This is a genomic window from Pseudomonas sp. NS1(2017) (assembly GCF_002269425.1).
Classification (GTDB): Bacteria; Pseudomonadota; Gammaproteobacteria; order Pseudomonadales; family Pseudomonadaceae; genus Aquipseudomonas; species Aquipseudomonas reactans.
Genome location: NZ_CP022960.1, coordinates 1,774,292 through 1,791,119 on the forward strand (window position 1 = coordinate 1,774,292; position 16,828 = coordinate 1,791,119).

13 protein-coding genes are annotated in these 16,828 nt (G+C 61.6%); all 13 read left to right on the top strand.

The window, feature by feature from the left end; translation table 11 throughout:
* Positions 1 to 16 precede the first annotated feature (16 nt).
* The 13 genes from hutH (CI807_RS08510) to CI807_RS08575 all read left to right on the top strand — a co-directional run bounded on the left by hutH (CI807_RS08510) (position 17) and on the right by CI807_RS08575 (position 16,777).
* The gene (gene hutH, locus CI807_RS08510) at positions 17 to 1,525 is read left to right on the top strand and encodes a histidine ammonia-lyase (protein WP_095014358.1); all 1,509 of its coding nucleotides are present in this window, start codon (positions 17 to 19) and stop codon (positions 1,523 to 1,525) included.
* 32 nt (positions 1,526 to 1,557) lie between these two features.
* Positions 1,558 to 3,096: a histidine ammonia-lyase gene (gene hutH, locus CI807_RS08515; RefSeq protein WP_095014359.1), complete on the top strand. Its 1,539-nt coding sequence runs from the start codon at positions 1,558 to 1,560 to the stop codon at positions 3,094 to 3,096.
* Between the two features lie 163 nt (positions 3,097 to 3,259).
* On the top strand, positions 3,260 to 4,669 hold the full coding sequence (locus CI807_RS08525; protein WP_095014361.1) for an amino acid permease: 1,410 nt from the start codon (positions 3,260 to 3,262) through the stop codon (positions 4,667 to 4,669).
* A gap of 15 nt (positions 4,670 to 4,684) precedes the next feature.
* Complete coding sequence (hutI, locus tag CI807_RS08530; RefSeq protein WP_095014362.1) at positions 4,685 to 5,890, top strand: imidazolonepropionase; 1,206 nt, start codon at positions 4,685 to 4,687, stop codon at positions 5,888 to 5,890.
* Positions 5,891 to 5,902: 12 nt separating this feature from the next.
* Positions 5,903 to 6,703, top strand: a complete 801-nt coding sequence (hutG, locus tag CI807_RS08535; RefSeq protein WP_095014363.1) for an N-formylglutamate deformylase — start codon at positions 5,903 to 5,905, stop codon at positions 6,701 to 6,703.
* A 129-nt stretch (positions 6,704 to 6,832) separates the two neighbouring features.
* On the top strand, positions 6,833 to 7,765 hold the full coding sequence (locus CI807_RS08540; RefSeq protein WP_038844762.1) for a choline ABC transporter substrate-binding protein: 933 nt from the start codon (positions 6,833 to 6,835) through the stop codon (positions 7,763 to 7,765).
* Positions 7,762 to 8,697 carry an alpha/beta hydrolase gene (locus CI807_RS08545; RefSeq protein ID WP_095014364.1) on the top strand — a complete coding sequence of 312 codons (936 nt, stop codon included), beginning with the start codon at positions 7,762 to 7,764 and terminating at the stop codon, positions 8,695 to 8,697. The genes CI807_RS08540 and CI807_RS08545 overlap by 4 nt, the downstream gene beginning before the upstream one ends.
* Positions 8,698 to 8,800: 103 nt before the next feature.
* The gene (pip, locus tag CI807_RS08550; RefSeq protein ID WP_095014365.1) at positions 8,801 to 9,772 is read left to right on the top strand and encodes a prolyl aminopeptidase; all 972 of its coding nucleotides are present in this window, start codon (positions 8,801 to 8,803) and stop codon (positions 9,770 to 9,772) included.
* Positions 9,769 to 10,206 carry a D-aminoacyl-tRNA deacylase gene (gene dtd, locus CI807_RS08555; protein WP_016979155.1) on the top strand — a complete coding sequence of 146 codons (438 nt, stop codon included), beginning with the start codon at positions 9,769 to 9,771 and terminating at the stop codon, positions 10,204 to 10,206. The genes pip and dtd overlap by 4 nt, the downstream gene beginning before the upstream one ends.
* A 267-nt stretch (positions 10,207 to 10,473) precedes the next feature.
* A complete protein-coding gene (locus CI807_RS08560) occupies positions 10,474 to 12,210 on the top strand; it encodes a glucan biosynthesis protein G (protein WP_095017525.1) in 1,737 nt (578 codons plus the stop codon).
* A complete protein-coding gene (gene mdoH, locus CI807_RS08565; RefSeq protein ID WP_095014366.1) occupies positions 12,203 to 14,773 on the top strand; it encodes a glucans biosynthesis glucosyltransferase MdoH in 2,571 nt (856 codons plus the stop codon). The genes CI807_RS08560 and mdoH overlap by 8 nt, the downstream gene beginning before the upstream one ends.
* Before the next feature lie 186 nt (positions 14,774 to 14,959).
* Entirely contained in the window at positions 14,960 to 15,760 is an 801-nt protein-coding gene (locus tag CI807_RS08570) for a transporter substrate-binding domain-containing protein (RefSeq protein ID WP_095014367.1), read from the top strand.
* Positions 15,761 to 15,979: 219 nt separating this feature from the next.
* Positions 15,980 to 16,777, top strand: coding sequence for a transporter substrate-binding domain-containing protein (locus tag CI807_RS08575; protein ID WP_025999974.1), 798 nt, complete (start codon positions 15,980 to 15,982; stop codon positions 16,775 to 16,777).
* Positions 16,778 to 16,828: the final 51 nt, after the last annotated feature.

A 16,828-nucleotide genomic window follows, 5' to 3' on the forward strand; every position in this document is an offset into this window, starting at 1 on the left:
ATTGAAGAGGTCAACCATGTTCCAGGCTGAAAAAATCATCATTGCCGACGCCCCGCTGCGCTGGCAGGACGTCGTCGCCGTGGCCCGCCACGGCGCGGTGCTTGAACTCTCGGGCCAGGCCTGGGGGCGCATCGACAATGCCCAGGCCATCGTGCAACGCATCGTCACCAGCGGTGAGCGCGCCTATGGCGTGAACACCGGCCTGGGCGCGCTGTGCAATGTGTCGCTCAAGGGCGAACAACTCAGTCAACTGTCGCGCAACACCTTGCTGAGCCATGCCTGCGGCGTCGGCCCGGCGCTGAGCGACGAGCAGACCCGCGCGATCATCTGCGCGGCGATCATCAACTACAGCCACGGCAAATCCGGCCTGCATCCGCAGGTGGTGCATTCGTTGCTGGCGCTGCTCAATCACGGCATCACGCCGCAAGTGCCGTCCCAGGGCTCGGTGGGTTACCTGACCCACATGGCCCATGTGGGCGTGGCCTTGTTGGGCGTGGGTAATGTGAGTTACCGAGGCCGCATCGTTCCGGCTCAAGAGGCCTTAAGCGCTGAAGGTTTGCACCCGGTCGTGCTCGGCGCCAAGGACGGCCTGTGCCTGGTCAACGGCACGCCGTGCATGACCGGCCTGAGCTGCCTCGCCCTGGCCGACGCCCATCACTTGCTGCAATGGGCCGACGTGATCGGCGCCATGAGCTTCGAGGCACAGCGCGGGCAGATCGACGCGTTTGACGAGGAAATCATCGCCCTCAAACCTCATCCAGGCATGCAGCAAGTCGGCATCAACCTGCGTGCCTTGCTCGATGGCAGCGAAGTGATCGCCAGCAGCAAAGGCATCCGCACCCAGGACGCACTGAGTATCCGTTCGATCCCGCAGATCCACGGCGCGGCCCGCGACCAGGTGGAACACGCCACGCGCCAGATCGAGACCGAGCTCAACGGCGCCACCGACAACCCGCTGGTACTCGGTACGCCAGACAATTACCGCGTAGTGTCCCAGGCCAACCCCCACGGACAATCCGTGGCATTGGCGGCGGACATGCTCGCGATTGCCATGGCCGAAATCGGCTCGGTGGCCGAACGTCGTCTGGACCGCTTGATCAACCCGCATGTCAGTGGCTTGCCGGCGTTCCTGGTGAGCAACCCTGGGGTCAACTCCGGGATGATGATCGTGCAGTACGTCGCCGCTTCGCTGTGTGGGCAAAACCGCCAGTTGGCGCAACCGGCGGTGCTCGACAACTTCGTCACCTCGGGCCTGCAGGAAGACCACCTGAGCATGGGCACCAATGCGGCGCTCAAGCTGCACCAGGTGTTGGCCAACGTGACGCAGATCCTCGCCATCGAGTACTTGCTGGCGGCCCAGGCGTTCGAATTCTTGAAGGACCAGCGCTTCGGCGCTGGCACCGACCGCGCCTGGCGCCTGTTGCGTGAAGTGGTGCCGGCCTACGAGCAAGACCGCTGGCTGGCGCCGGACATTGCGGCCGCTGCCCAACTGCTCAAAAACACCGACTTACCGAATTTGCACTGAAGACTTATTCAAAAGAACAATTCAAAAGGAGTATGAATGTGACTGCGCTAAACCTGATTCCAGGCCAACTGAGCCTTGCCCAACTGCGAGCCATCTACCAGCAGCCGGTAACCCTCAGTCTGGATGACAGCGCCACGGCGCAGATCGAAGCCAGTGTTGCCTGCGTGGAGCAGATTCTCGCCGAGAACCGCACTGCCTACGGCATCAATACCGGTTTCGGCCTGCTGGCCTCGACCCGCATCGCCAGCGAAGACCTGGAAAACCTCCAGCGTTCCCTGGTGCTGTCCCACGCCGCCGGCGTCGGTGAGCCAATCAGCGATGCGCTGGTGCGGCTGGTCATGGTGCTCAAGGTCAACAGCCTCAGCCGTGGGTTCTCCGGGATCCGCCGCCAGGTGATCGACGCGCTGATCGCGCTGATCAACGCCGAGGTGTACCCGCATATTCCGTTGAAAGGGTCGGTCGGTGCTTCCGGTGACTTGGCGCCCTTGGCGCACATGTCCCTGGTGCTGCTGGGCGAAGGCAAGGCGCGTTACAAAGGTGAGTGGCTGGAAGCCACCGAGGCGCTGAAAGTCGCCGGCCTGACGCCGCTGACCCTCGCCGCCAAAGAAGGCCTGGCGCTGCTCAACGGCACCCAGGTGTCCACCGCGTACGCCCTGCGTGGCCTGTTCGAAGGTGAAGACCTGTTCGCCGGTGCCCTGGCGTGTGGCGCACTCACCGTGGAAGCGGTGCTGGGTTCGCGCTCACCGTTCGACGCACGCATTCATGCCGCACGCGGCCAGCGTGGGCAGATCGATTCGGCGGCGGCCTATCGTCACCTGCTGGGTGAAAGCAGCCAGGTGTCGCAGTCGCACCAGAACTGCGACAAGGTGCAGGACCCGTACTCGCTGCGTTGCCAGCCACAAGTCATGGGCGCGTGCCTGACCCAGTTCCGCCAGGCCGCCGAGGTGCTGGTGGTAGAAGCCAACGCCGTGTCGGATAACCCGCTGGTCTTTGCCGCCGAAGGTGACGTGATTTCCGGCGGTAACTTCCACGCCGAGCCGGTGGCCATGGCTGCCGACAATATGGCGCTGGCCATCGCTGAAATCGGTTCGCTCAGCGAGCGCCGTATCTCGCTGATGATGGACAAGCACATGTCGCAACTGCCGCCGTTCCTGGTGGGCAATGGCGGTGTGAACTCCGGCTTCATGATCGCCCAAGTGACCGCCGCCGCGCTCGCCAGCGAAAACAAGGCGTTGGCCCATCCCCATAGCGTCGACAGCTTGCCGACTTCGGCCAACCAGGAAGACCACGTTTCGATGGCCCCGGCTGCGGGCAAGCGCCTGTGGGAAATGGCCGAGAACACCCGTGGCGTTCTCGCCGTGGAATGGCTGGCCGCGTGCCAGGGCCTGGACCTGCGCGAAGGCCTGAAAACCTCGCCTGCGCTGGAAAAAGCGCGCGGGATTCTGCGCGACAAAGTGGCGTTCTATGAGAAGGACCGTTTCTTTGCGCCGGACATCAACGCCGCCAGCGAGTTGTTGGCCAGCCGCTGCTTGAATGAGCTGGTGCCGGCCGAGCTGCTGCCAAGCCTGTAACCGCAACACCGCTTCCACTGTAGGAGCGAGCTTGCTCGCGAAAATCGCCAACGATGACGCGGGTAGCCTGGCACCCCTTGGCGTTCTCAGGTTCTTCGCGAGCAAGCTCGCTCCTACAGAGGCATCCCGTTTTTCTCAGGATAAGAATAATTAGGGAAGAGAAATGCACCAGCAAGAAAAGGGTTTGAAACGCGGGCTCAGCGCCCGACATATTCGCTTCATGGCACTCGGTTCCGCGATCGGCACCGGGCTGTTCTATGGCTCTGCCTCCGCCATCCAGATGGCCGGCCCCGCCGTGCTGCTGGCCTACCTGATCGGCGGCGCCGCCGTGTTCATGGTCATGCGCGCCCTCGGCGAAATGGCCGTGCACAATCCGGTTTCCGGCTCTTTCGGCCAGTACGCCAGCACTTACCTTGGCCCTATGGCCGGGTTTGTCCTCGGGTGGACCTACGCGTTTGAGATGATCATCGTCTGCCTGGCCGACGTGACCGCCTTCGGCATCTACATGGGCTTCTGGTTTCCCGAAGTCGCGCGTTGGGTCTGGGTGCTCGGCATTGTGTTTTTGATCGGCGGCCTGAACCTGTGCAACGTCAAAGTGTTTGGCGAAATGGAGTTCTGGCTGTCGCTGCTCAAGGTCGGCGCCATCGTGGCGATGATCCTCGGCGGGTTTGGCATCATGCTGTTTGGCATCCATTCGGCAGGTGAAACCCAGGCCAGTGGGCTCAGCAACCTGTGGGCCCACGGCGGCTTCATGCCTAATGGCATCGGCGGCCTGATCGCCTCGTTCGCCGTGGTGATGTTTGCCTTTGGCGGCATCGAAATCATCGGCATCACCGCCGGTGAAGCCAAGGACCCCCAACGCGTGATCCCCAAGGCGATCAACGCGGTGCCGCTGCGTATCCTGCTGTTCTACGTACTGACTTTGTTTGTGCTGATGGCCATCTATCCGTGGCCACAAATCGGCAGCCAGGGCAGCCCGTTTGTGCAGATCTTCAGCAACTTGGGCATCGGCTCGGCGGCGACCATTCTCAATATCGTGGTGATCTCGGCGGCCGTTTCGGCGATCAACAGCGACATCTTCGGCGCCGGCCGCATGATGTACGGCCTGGCCCAGCAGGGGCAGGCGCCGAAAGGCTTTGCGCAATTGTCGAAACACGGCGTGCCGTGGATGACCGTGGTGGTGATGGGCGCGGCGCTGCTCGGCGGTGTGGTGCTCAACTACCTGATCCCGGAAAACGTGTTCCTGCTGATCGCCTCGATTGCCACCTTCGCCACCGTGTGGGTATGGCTGATGATCCTGTTCACCCAGGTCGCCATGCGCCGTTCGATGACTAAAGAACAGGTGGCCGAACTGAAATTCCCCGTGCCGTTCTGGCCCTACGCGCCGGCGGCCGCCATTGTGTTCATGCTGTTCGTGTTTGGCGTGCTGGGTTACTTCCCGGACACCCAGGCCGCTTTGCTGGTCGGTGCTGTGTGGATCGTGCTGCTGGTGCTGGCTTACCTGCTGTGGGTCAAGCCCGCAGCCGGGCAAGCGGCCAAGGTTCATTACGACCCGGCTTTGTCTCATCGTTAATCTAGGGAGGCGTTGATGAAAACGCTTTGGCAACACTGCCACGTCGCAACCATGGCACAGGGCAAATACTCGATCATCGAGGATGCCGCCATGGTGACTGTCGGTTCGCTCATCGAGTGGATCGGCCCCCGCAGCCAGGCACCCACGGCGGATTACGCCCAGGTGCATGACCTGCAAGGCGCGTGGGTCACCCCCGGGCTGATCGACTGCCACACCCACACGGTGTTCGGCGGCAACCGCAGCGGCGAATTCGAGCAGCGCCTCGAAGGCGTGAGCTACGCCGAGATCGCGGCCAAGGGCGGCGGAATTGCCAGTACCGTGCGCGCCACGCGCGCCGCAACCGAAGATGAGCTGTTTGCCAGTGCAGAAAAACGCCTGCGCAGTCTGCTACGTGACGGCGTGACCACCGTGGAGATCAAGTCCGGCTACGGCCTGGACTTGGCCAACGAACGCAAGATGCTGCGCGTCGCCCGTCGCCTCGGCGAAGCGCTGCCGGTCAGCGTGCGCGCCACGTGCCTGGCGGCCCACGCGTTGCCGCCGGAATACAAGGACCGCGCCGACGACTACATCGAGCACATCTGCGCCGAAATGCTGCCGGCCTTGGCGGCGGAAGGGCTGGTGGACGCGGTGGATGCCTTTTGCGAGTACCTGGCGTTTTCCACCGAACAGGTGGAGCGCGTGTTCAAAGTTGCCCAGCAACTCGGCCTGCCGGTGAAGCTGCATGCCGAGCAACTTTCGTCGCTGCACGGCTCCAGCCTGGCGGCGCGTTACCAAGCGCTGTCGGCGGACCACCTGGAGTTCATGACCGAAGAAGACGCCATCGCCATGGCCGCTGCCGGCACCGTCGCGGTGTTGCTGCCGGGCGCGTTCTACTTCCTGCGCGAAACCCAGTTGCCGCCGATGGACGCCCTGCGCAAGCACGGCGTGAAGATCGCCATCGCCAGCGATCTCAACCCCGGCACCTCGCCGGCGCTGTCGGTGCGCCTGATGCTGAACATGGCTTGCACGCTGTTCCGCATGACCCCGGAAGAAGCCCTGGCCGGCGCCACCCAACATGCCGCCACTGCGTTGGGCATGGGCGACACCCACGGTTCCCTGGAAGTGGGCAAGGTGGCGGACTTCGTCGCCTGGCAGATCGATCGTCCCGCCGATCTGGCCTATTGGCTGGGCGGCGAGTTGGATAAACGCGTCGTACGCCATGGCGTCGATGTCACTGTTTGAGGAGTACTGCTGGTGGATAAGGTTCTGAACTTCAAACAAGGCCGTGTGCCGCTGCTGATCAGCATGCCCCACGCCGGTCTGCGCCTGACGCCTGCGGTCGAGGCAGGGTTGATTCCTGAGGCGCAAAGCCTGCCGGACACTGATTGGCACATCCCCACGTTGTATGACTTTGCCGAAGAGCTGGGGGCCAGCACCTTGGCGGCCGAGTACTCGCGTTTCGTCATCGACCTTAACCGTCCTTCCGACGACAAGCCGCTGTACGCGGGCGCCACCACCGGTCTGTACCCGGCCACGTTGTTCGACGGCGTGCCGTTGTTCCAGGAAGGCCTGGAACCCAGCGAGACCGAGCGCGCCAGCTACCTGCAAAAGGTCTGGGGCCCGTATCACCGTACGCTGCAAGAAGAGCTGGCGCGGCTCAAGGCCGAATTCGGCTACGCCTTGCTGTTCGATGCGCACTCGATCCGCTCGGTCATCCCGCACCTGTTTGAAGGCAAGCTGCCGGACTTCAACCTCGGCACTTTCAATGGCGCCGCCTGTGATCCGGAGCTGGCCAGTCAACTGGAGGCCATTTGCGCGGCGCATCCACAGTACAGTCATGTACTGAACGGGCGTTTCAAGGGCGGCCATATCACCCGGCATTACGGTGACCCGGCCCAGGATATCCACGCGGTGCAGCTGGAGCTGTGCCAGAGCGCCTATATGGAAGAGTTCGAGCCGTTCCGGTACCGAGCGGATCTGGCCGAGCCGACGCAGGTGGTGCTCAAGCAATTGTTGCAAGGTTTGTTGGCGTGGGGGCAGAAGCGCTACGGCTGACCGTCTGTCGCCTGGGTGCAAAACCCGGTCGCCACAGGTCGCTTTTATCGAGGTCTCGCTGGGTAAGGTTGTGGATACGGCGCGTCAGACGCCACTCCTACAATAAAGCTGCCGAGTGAGACCTCTTCCATGAAAAAACTGTTGTTGACCCTCACCGGCGCCGCGTTGCTCAGCGCCAACGTCATGGCCGCTGAACCGGCCTCCTGCAAGAACATCCGCATGGGCGTGGTCAGTTGGACCGACGTGGTCGCCACTTCCGGCATGGCCGACGTGTTGCTCAATGGCCTCGGCTACGACAGCAAACAGACCAGCGCCGTGCAGCAGATCATCTTTGCCGGCATCCGCGACAAGCGCCTGGATATCTTCCTCGGTTACTGGAAACCGGCGATGGACAACAACATCGCGCCGTTCCTGGCGGCCAAGCAGGTCAAGGTGTTCGATACGCCCAGCCTCGCCGACGCCCAGGCCACCTTGGCCGTGCCGCAATACGTGGCCGACGCGGGCTTGAAGACTTTCGCCGACATCGCCCGCTTCAAGGACAAGCTGGGCGGCAAGATCTATGGGATCGAGCCGGGCAGCGGCGCCAACACCGATATCCAGAAAATGATCGACACCAACCGCTTCGGCCTCGGTGGCTTCAAGCTTGTGGCCTCCGGGGAAGCGGGGATGCTGGCGGCGGTGCAGCGTGCGGTGAATCGCAAGGAGTTCGTGGTGTTCGTCGGTTGGACCCCGCACCCAATGAACATCAATATGAAGATGGCCTATCTCACCGGCAGTGAAGACGTGTTCGGCCCCGACGAGGGCCGGGCCACCGTCTCTACCGTCACCGCCCCGGATTTTGCCGAGCGCTGCCCCAACGCCAATCGCCTGTTGGAAAACCTCACCTTTACCGCCGCCCAGGAAAGTCAGTTGATGGTGCCGATCATGGAGCGAAAGTCGCCGCAGGATGTGGCCAAGCAATGGTTGCGTGACCATCCCGAGGATTTGCAGCGCTGGCTGGCTGGGGTCAAGGCGTTTGATGGCAGCGATGGGGCGGCGGCGGTGCAGGCGAGCCTGAAATGAGTCGATACCCTATTTCGCCTGAGCTGGCAGCGTTCGTGGAGAAGACGGAGTCCCTCACCACCGACGACTCGTCGCTGGCGGGATTGCGCCAAAACTATGACCGCATGTGCCGGGCATTCACCCCGCCGAAACCAGAAAGCTTGCAGGTCGAGGACTTCGCCTTGGCCGGTGTAGGTGTGCGCAGTTATCTGCCGGCCGCGCCGATGCCTCCTGACGGCTGGCCATGCCTCCTTTATATGCACGGCGGCGGCTGGGTGGTCGGCGACCTGGATTCCCACGATTTCATCTGCTTCGAACTGGCCACGGCCTTGCAAGTCTTGGTGATCGCCATCGATTATCGGCTGGCGCCTGAACACCCGTTCCCGGCCGCCTACGAGGATTGTCGTGCAGTGTGGCAGGCAATCCAGGCGGGGCAGGCGCCGTATGCCATCGACCTGCGGCGCCTGGTGGTCATGGGCGACAGTGCAGGCGGCAACCTGGCGGCAGCATTGTGTACGGGATTGCGTGACGACGGGCAACCGTTGCCGCGAGCCCAGGTCTTGATCTATCCGGGGTTGGGCGGCCCCTCTGACTTGCCATCGCGGGGTGACTGCATGGACGCGCCCCTGCTCAGCAGCGCCGACACCGACTGCTACCTGGCGCTGTACCTGCAGGGCAGCGGCAAACCGTCGCCCTACGCCATGCCGCTGCTGGCCGCAGACTTCAGCGGTTTGCCCAAGGCCTTCATCGCCGTGGCCCAGTTCGACCCGTTGCGCGACGACGGCATGCTTTACGCTGAACGCCTGCAAGCGGCGGGCGTATCCACCGTGCTGTATCCCGGCAAAGGCCTGGTGCACGGCTGCCTGCGGGCGCGGCGGCAGGTGCCGGAAGTGGATCGGCTCTACGAGTACTTGCTGGACTACCTGGGGAGCGAAGCGCTGACACAGGTCTAAGTGCTCTAGGACATGCTCATTGCACAATTCGGGTTTATAGTGCCAGACGGCAAAATAAAAGACGTCCCCCCAGGGATGAACCCGACCCCTTACGGAGCGCGCAATGCAGACTTGGTTCCCGCAGATCAAACCCCACGCCCGGCACGATCTGGCCGTCGATGACACCCACACGCTGTACGTCGATGAAAGTGGCTCCCCCGAAGGCTTGCCCGTCGTCTTCATCCATGGTGGCCCTGGTGCCGGTTGTGATGCCCAGAGCCGCTGCTATTTCGACCCGAACCTGTACCGCATCGTCACCTTCGACCAGCGTGGCTGCGGCCGCTCTACCCCGCGCGCCAGCCTGGAAAACAACACCACCTGGGACCTGGTCGCCGACCTAGAGCGCATCCGCGAGCACCTGGGCATCGACAAATGGGTGCTGTTCGGCGGTTCCTGGGGCTCGACCCTGGCCCTGGCCTACGCGCAAACCCACCCAGAGCGTGTACTTGGCCTGATCGTGCGCGGCATTTTCCTGGCCCGCCCGCAGGACATTCACTGGTTCTACCAGGAAGGCGCGAGCCGCCTGTTCCCGGACTATTGGCAGGACTACATCGCGCCGATCCCGCCGGAAGAGCGCCACGACATGATTGCGGCCTACCACAAGCGCCTCACCGGCAATGACCAGATCGCCCAGATGCATGCGGCCAAGGCCTGGTCCGGCTGGGAAGGGCGCATGCTCGGCCTGTGCCCGAGCCCACAGCATGTGGAGCGGTTTTCCGAGCCGCAGCGTGCGCTGTCCATCGCGCGGATCGAGTGCCACTACTTCACCAACAACTCCTTCCTTGAGCCCAACCAGCTAATTCGCGATATGCACAAGATCGCCCATCTGCCTGGCGTAATCATCCACGGGCGCTACGATATGATTTGCCCTTTGGATAACGCTTGGGAGTTGCACCAGGCGTGGCCCAACAGTGAGTTGCAGGTGATTCGCGAGGCCGGCCATGCCGCGTCCGAGCCCGGCATCACCGATGCCTTGGTGCGTGCGACCAGCGAAATGGCACGTCGCTTGCTCGACCTGCCGCCTGAAGAAGCATGAAGGGCCTGCTGCAACGGGTGCGCGGCGCCCGGGTCGAGGTAGCGGGCGAAATCGTCGGCGCCATCGACCAGGGTTTGCTGGTGCTGGTGGCCGTCGAGCCTGCAGATACGCCGGAGAGTGCCGATAAGCTGTTACACAAGCTGTTGAACTATCGGGTGTTCAGTGACGATGAAGGCAAGATGAACCTGTCGTTGAAGGATATCGACGGCGGTTTGCTGCTGGTGTCGCAGTTCACCCTGGCGGCCGATACCAAGAGTGGGCTGCGGCCGAGCTTCTCCACAGCGGCCCCGCCGGCCCTGGGAGCAGCGCTTTTTGATCACTTGCTGTTACAAGCGCAACAATTGCATGGCAAGGTGGCGTCAGGGCGTTTTGGCGCCGATATGCAGGTGCATTTGGTCAATGATGGCCCTGTGACCTTCCTCTTGCAGACGTGAATGTATTAAAAACGACTTTTAATGCCTAAAAACGCAGGGTTTCGCTACAAATACTTCGTTATCCCTGATGCGTTGTTTCGCGGGCTACTAGATAATCGCGCGCTACGGGGATCAGCGTTGTTTGGTCCATTTTTGACTTAGGTAGAGACTTGTCCGACAACCAATGGGGAATCATTTTGCCCCAGGGGAGTCGGAACAATGCTCGCCAACCTGGCATATAGATAGCTGGCCGTTGGTTTTTTGATCTGTTTTCGGCGAGGGTTGCTCGTGATTGTTAGTCCCTGTAATGCACCAAAATTGTCTGCCAAACGGTTACGAAACGCACTGGTGACGGGCTCCGCCCTGTTTTGCCTGTTCGGCGCGGGTCAACTGTGGGCATTCAGTCTGGATGATGTGTCGGCCAAGGCAAAAGAGCTGGCCGGGCAGAAATACGAAGCTCCGCGCAGCAATCTGCCGAACGAATTCCGTGAAATGAAGTTCGCGGACTACCAGAAGATTCGTTTCCGCAACGAAAAAGCCGAGTGGGCCGATCAGAACACCCCGTTCAAGCTGTCCTTCTATCACCAGGGTATGCACTTCGATACACCGGTGAAAATCAACGAAGTCACCGCCGACAGCGTCCAGGAAATCAAGTACGACCCGACGCGCTTCGATTTCGGCGACGTGAAGTTTGATCCTAAAGCCACCGAACAGCTGGGTTATGCCGGCTTCCGTGTGCTGTACCCGATCAACAAGGCCGACAAGCAAGACGAAATCATGACCATGCTGGGCGCGAGCTACTTCCGCGTGGTCGGCAAGGGCCAGGCGTATGGCCTGTCTGCCCGTGGCATGGCGATCGACACCGCATTGCCGTCCGGCGAAGAATTCCCGCGTTTCACCGAGTTCTGGATCGAGCGTCCAAAGCCGGGTGAGAAACAATTGGTGATCTTTGCCTTGCTGGATTCCCCGCGGGCTACTGGCGCTTATCGCCTGATCCTGCGTCCGGGCACCGACACCATTGTCGACGTGAAATCCCAGATGTTCCTGCGCGACAAGGTCAGCAAACTGGGCGTTGCCCCGCTGACCAGCATGTACCTGTTCGGCGCGAACCAGCCTTCCAAAGTGCTGAACTACCGTCGTGAACTGCACGACTCCAGCGGTCTGTCGATCCATGCCGGCAACGGCGAGTGGATCTGGCGCCCCCTGAACAACCCGAAACACCTGTCGGTCAGCAACTTCACCGTAGAGAACCCGAAAGGTTTCGGCCTGCTGCAACGCGGTCGCGACTTCAGCCACTACGAAGACCTCGACGACAACTACGACAAGCGCCCAAGCGCCTGGATCGAGCCTGAAGGCGACTGGGGCAAAGGCACCGTCAACCTGGTGGAAATCCCAACCGCCGACGAAACCAACGACAACATCGTTGCGTTCTGGAGCCCGGCCGAGCTGCCTGAAGTCGGCAAGCCACTGGATGTTTCCTACCGCCTGCACTGGACCATGGACGAGAAGTCCCTGCACCCGAGCGACAGCGCGTGGGTCAAGCAAACCCTGCGTTCTACCGGTGACGTGAAGCAATCCAACTTGATCCGCCAGCCTGACGGCAGCGTGGCCTACCTGGTGGACTTCGAGGGCCCATCCCTCAAAGCCCTGGCATCGGATGCCCCGGTGCGCAGCCAAGTGAGTGTCAGCGACAACGCCGAACTGGTTGAAAACAGTGTGCGTTACAACGAACACACCAAAGGCTGGCGCCTGACCCTGCGCATGAAGATCAAGGACGCAGGCAAGCCGACCGAAATGCGCGCTGCGCTGGTGCAGGACGTTCCGCCACCCGCTCCTGAGCAGGATTCCAGCCACGTACTCAAGGCTGACAAGGTCCTGGCCAAGCAGCACGAGAAACAGGTCAAGAAAGAAGCGAAAGACAAGGAAGCCAAGCAGCCAGAAGCTGCCCCAGCCACACCGGAGCCGATCAAGACCGAACAAGTCCTGACCGAAACCTGGAGCTACCAGTTGCCTGCCGATGAGTAATTCTCAAGTCCAGCCAGAAACTCTGCAGGAGTATCTGGCGCATCTACCGATGACCGCTGAGCAGCGCGCCGAACTGGCGGGCTGCACATCCTTCACCGAGTTGCACGAACGCTTGTCGTCGTCGACCTTCGACGCACCGGTCGACGCCGCCCAGGCGTCGGTTGGCACGCGGTTGACCCTCAACACGGCCGAAGAGCTGCAAGACGCCGAAATGCTGGCGCTCGACGCTGCTGGCCGTGTGTGCCTGAAGGCCACGCCGCCGATCCGTCGTACCCGCGTGGTGCCGGAGCCGTGGCGTACCAATATCCTGGTGCGCGGCTGGCGCCGTATCACCGGGCGCAGCAATCCTCCAGCGCCGCCGAAGGATGAGCGTGTATTGCCGGCTGCGCGCTGGCGTACGGTCGGTTCGATCCGTCGTTACATCCTGCTGGTGCTGATGCTCGGCCAGACCATCGTTGCCGGTTGGTACATGAAAGGCATCATGCCGTACCAGGGCTGGTCGCTGGTCGACTTCGACGAAATCCGCAACCAGACCCTGCTGCAAACTGCTACCCAGGTACTGCCTTACGCCCTGCAAACCAGCATCCTGATCATGTTCGGGATCTTGTTCTGCTGGGTATCGGCCGGTTTCTGGACCGCGTTGATGGGCTTTCTGGAGTTGCTCACCGGTCACGATAAATACCGCATCTCCGGTAAAAGTGCCGGTGACGAGCCGATTCCGAAAGATGCCCGTACCGCGTTGGTGATGCCGATCTGCAACGAAGACGTGCCCCGGGTATTCGCCGGTTTGCGCGCCACGTTCGAGTCGGTCGCCGCCACGGGTGATCTGGACCGCTTCGATTTCTTCGTGCTCAGCGACAGTAATGACGCCGACATCTGCATCGCCGAACAGCAAGCCTGGCTTGACGTGTGCCGCGAGGCCGGTGGTTTCGGCAAGATCTTCTATCGCCGTCGCCGCCGTCGCGTAAAGCGCAAGAGCGGCAACCTCGACGACTTCTGCCGTCGCTGGGGCGGTGACTACAAGTACATGGTCGTGCTCGACGCCGACAGCGTGATGAGCGGCGAATGCCTGACCAGCCTGGTACGTTTGATGGAGGCCACGCCAGATGCGGGGATCATCCAGACCGCGCCACGTGCGTCGGGCATGGACACCCTGTATGCGCGCATGCAGCAGTTCGCTACTCGCGTGTATGGCCCGCTGTTCACCGCCGGCCTGCACTTCTGGCAGTTGGGTGAATCCCACTACTGGGGTCACAACGCAATCATCCGCATGAAGCCGTTCATCGAGCACTGCGCCCTGGCGCCGTTGCCGGGCAAAGGCGCGTTCGCCGGTTCCATCCTGTCCCACGACTTCGTTGAAGCGGCGTTGATGCGCCGGGCCGGCTGGGGCGTGTGGATTGCCTACGACCTGCCGGGCAGCTATGAAGAACTGCCACCGAACCTGCTGGATGAACTCAAGCGTGACCGTCGCTGGTGCCACGGCAACCTGATGAACTTCCGCCTGTTCCTGGTCAAGGGCATGCACCCGGTACACCGTGCGGTGTTCCTGACCGGCGTGATGTCCTACCTGTCGGCGCCGTTGTGGTTCCTGTTCCTGGTGCTGTCCACGGCGTTGCTGGCGGTGAATACCCTGATGGAGCCGCAGTACTTCATGGCACCACGCCAGTTGTACCCGCTGTGGCCGCAATGGCATCCGGACAAGGCGGTGGCGTTGTTCTCCACCACCATCGTCCTGCTGTTCCTGCCGAAACTGCTGAGCATCATCCTGATCTGGGCCAAGGGCGCGAAAGAGTTTGGCGGCAAGTTCAAGGTGACCTTGTCGATGCTGCTGGAGATGCTGTTCTCCATGTTGCTGGCGCCGGTGCGGATGATTTTCCACACCCGCTTCGTGCTCGCCGCGTTCCTCGGCTGGGCCGCGACCTGGAACTCACCGCAGCGTGACGACGACTCCACCCCATGGAGCGAAGCGGTCAAGCGCCACGGTCCGCAAACCGTGTTGGGCTTCCTGTGGGCCCTGCTGGTGGTGTGGTTGAACCCGAGCTTCCTGTGGTGGTTGGTGCCGATCGTGGGGTCGCTGATGCTGTCGATCCCGGTGTCGGTGATCTCCAGCCGTGTCGGGCTGGGCCTCAAGTCCCGCGACGAGAGCCTGTTCCTGATCCCCGAGGAATACAATCCGCCGCAGGCCTTGCTGTCGACCGAGTTGTACACCCACGAAAACCGTTGGCACGCGCTGAACGACGGCTTCGTGCGTTCGGTGGTCGATCCGCAGCAGAACGCCCTGGCCTGCGCCTTGGCGACTTCGCGTCACCGTGAAGCTGAGCCGATCGAGTACCTGCGTACTGAACGTGTGCGTCACGCGTTGAAAGTCGGCCCAGCCGGCCTCAACAACGGCGAACGCCTGGCCTTGCTAAGCGACCCGGTCGCGCTGGCTCGCCTGCATGAGCACGTCTGGAACGAGGGCCATGCCGAGTGGCTCGCCGCCTGGCGTGACTCGATCAAGGCTGATCCGCACGCACCGTTGCTGCCGCTGCAACCTCTGTCGTCCCAGGCCCAACCGGCCTGATTCAGACGCCCCCGAGGGTTCACCTCGGGGGTGTTCGAAGCGCTGGTCCTACAGCGTTTTTCTCTTCTTCCTCCCCCGCGCCAACCCCTTGTTTTTTCGAAACAAAAGACCCTTGTCCGAGGCGTATTGCGGTGCCCGTGGCTGAGTTAGCATCGCCCCGGATTTGGACTTGCCACTGGGGTATTCATGAGCAAAGGCTATTGTTCGGCGCTGCTGCTAAGCGCTGTCGCATTGATTCACATGGGGCTGGCGCAGGCCGGCGCGATTGACGACGCCGTTCGACGCGGCGTATTGAAAGTCGGCACCACGCCCACCTATGTGCCCTTCGAAATGACCGACAAACAGGGGCGTATCGTCGGTTTTGAAATCGACCTCCTCAACGTCATGAGTCAAGCGCTGGGCGTGGAACTTGAGTTGGTCGCGGTGCCCTACACCGAGTTGGTGGCGGGGTTACAGGCGAAGAAATTCGACCTGATCGGCAGCGGCATGACCGTCACCCAGGAGCGCAACCTCAAGCTGAACTTCAGCGACTCGTTCATCGTGGTCGGCCAGTCCGTGCTGTTACACCCAAGCCTGGCGGGCAAGGTCAGCAGTGTGGAAGACCTGGACGACGCTAGCTATCGGATCGCTGCCACGGAAGGCACTACTGGCGAAGCGGCGGCGCGACGGTTTCTAGGAGCGGCCCGACTCAGCAGTTTCTCAACACCGGAGGAAGGGGTGCGCCAAGTGGTACAAGGCAAGGCCGATGCCTTTATTCATGACGCGCCCTACAACCTGATCGCCTTGAGCCGCCCGGAAAACGGCACTTTACTAGCGCTTGAGCAGCCCTTCACATTTGAACCTCTGGCGTTTGGTTTGAAAAAAGGCGATTTCGACAGCCTTAACTGGATCAATCACTTCCTCAACCAGATTGCCCAGGATGGGACTTACGATCGTCTTCACGATAAGTGGTTCAGGGACACCGAGTGGTTGTCGGAAATCGACTGAAAGTCATAACTGCTTACACATCAATCTGTTGTCACTGGCCTCCACGCGCGCGTCTACGTCTGCCCTCTGCTGCACGGTTGTGGGGCTTTTCCGACATATGCCGACAACAAATAGCCGTGAAACCTTTGTGACAGCAGGCGAGTGGGTTAGGATCGCACCCCGAAATGGTGCAGCCCGTTTGCGCGCCGACCTTATAAGAATCGTTCAGGGGACTTGATGATGAAAAAGTATCTTTCGATGCTGCTGCTAGGCGTCACCGCGCTGGTCGCGGTCAATGCGGCCCAGGCCGGCGCCATCGATGATGCGGTCAAGCGCGGCACGCTGAAAGTCGGCATGGACCCGACCTACATGCCGTTCCAGATGACCAACAAGCGCGGCGAAATCATCGGTTTCGAAGTGGACATTCTCAAGGCCATGGCCAAGTCCATGGGCGTCAAGTTCGAACCGATCTCCACCGGCTACGACGGCATCATCCCGGCGCTGCTGACCAACAAGTTCGACATGATCGGCAGCGGCATGACCCTGACCCAGGAACGCAACCTGCGCCTGAACTTCAGCGAACCTTTCATCGTCGTCGGCCAGACCCTGCTGATCCGCAAGGAACTGGAAGGCACCATCAAGTCCTACAAAGACCTGAACGACGAGAAATACCGCCTGACCTCCAAGCTCGGCACCACCGGCGAGATGGTCGCCAAGAAGCTGATCTCCAAGGCTAAGTACCACGGCTACGACAACGAGCAGGAAGGCGTGCTGGACGTGGTCAACGGCAAGGCCGATGCCTTTGTGTATGACGCGCCGTACAACGTGGTGGCCGAGAAGAAAGTCGGTAACGGCAAGCTGGTGTACCTCGAAGAACCCTTCACCTTCGAACCCCTGGCGTTCGGCCTGAAGAAAGGCGACTACGACAGCATCAACTTCATCAACAACTTCCTGCACCAGATCCGCAACGACGGCACCTACGATCGCATCCATGACAAGTGGTTCAAGAGCTCCGAGTGGCTCAAGGACATGGAATAAGCGCTGATCCAGAACCTGTAGGAGCGAGCTTGCTCGCGAAAATCGCCAACG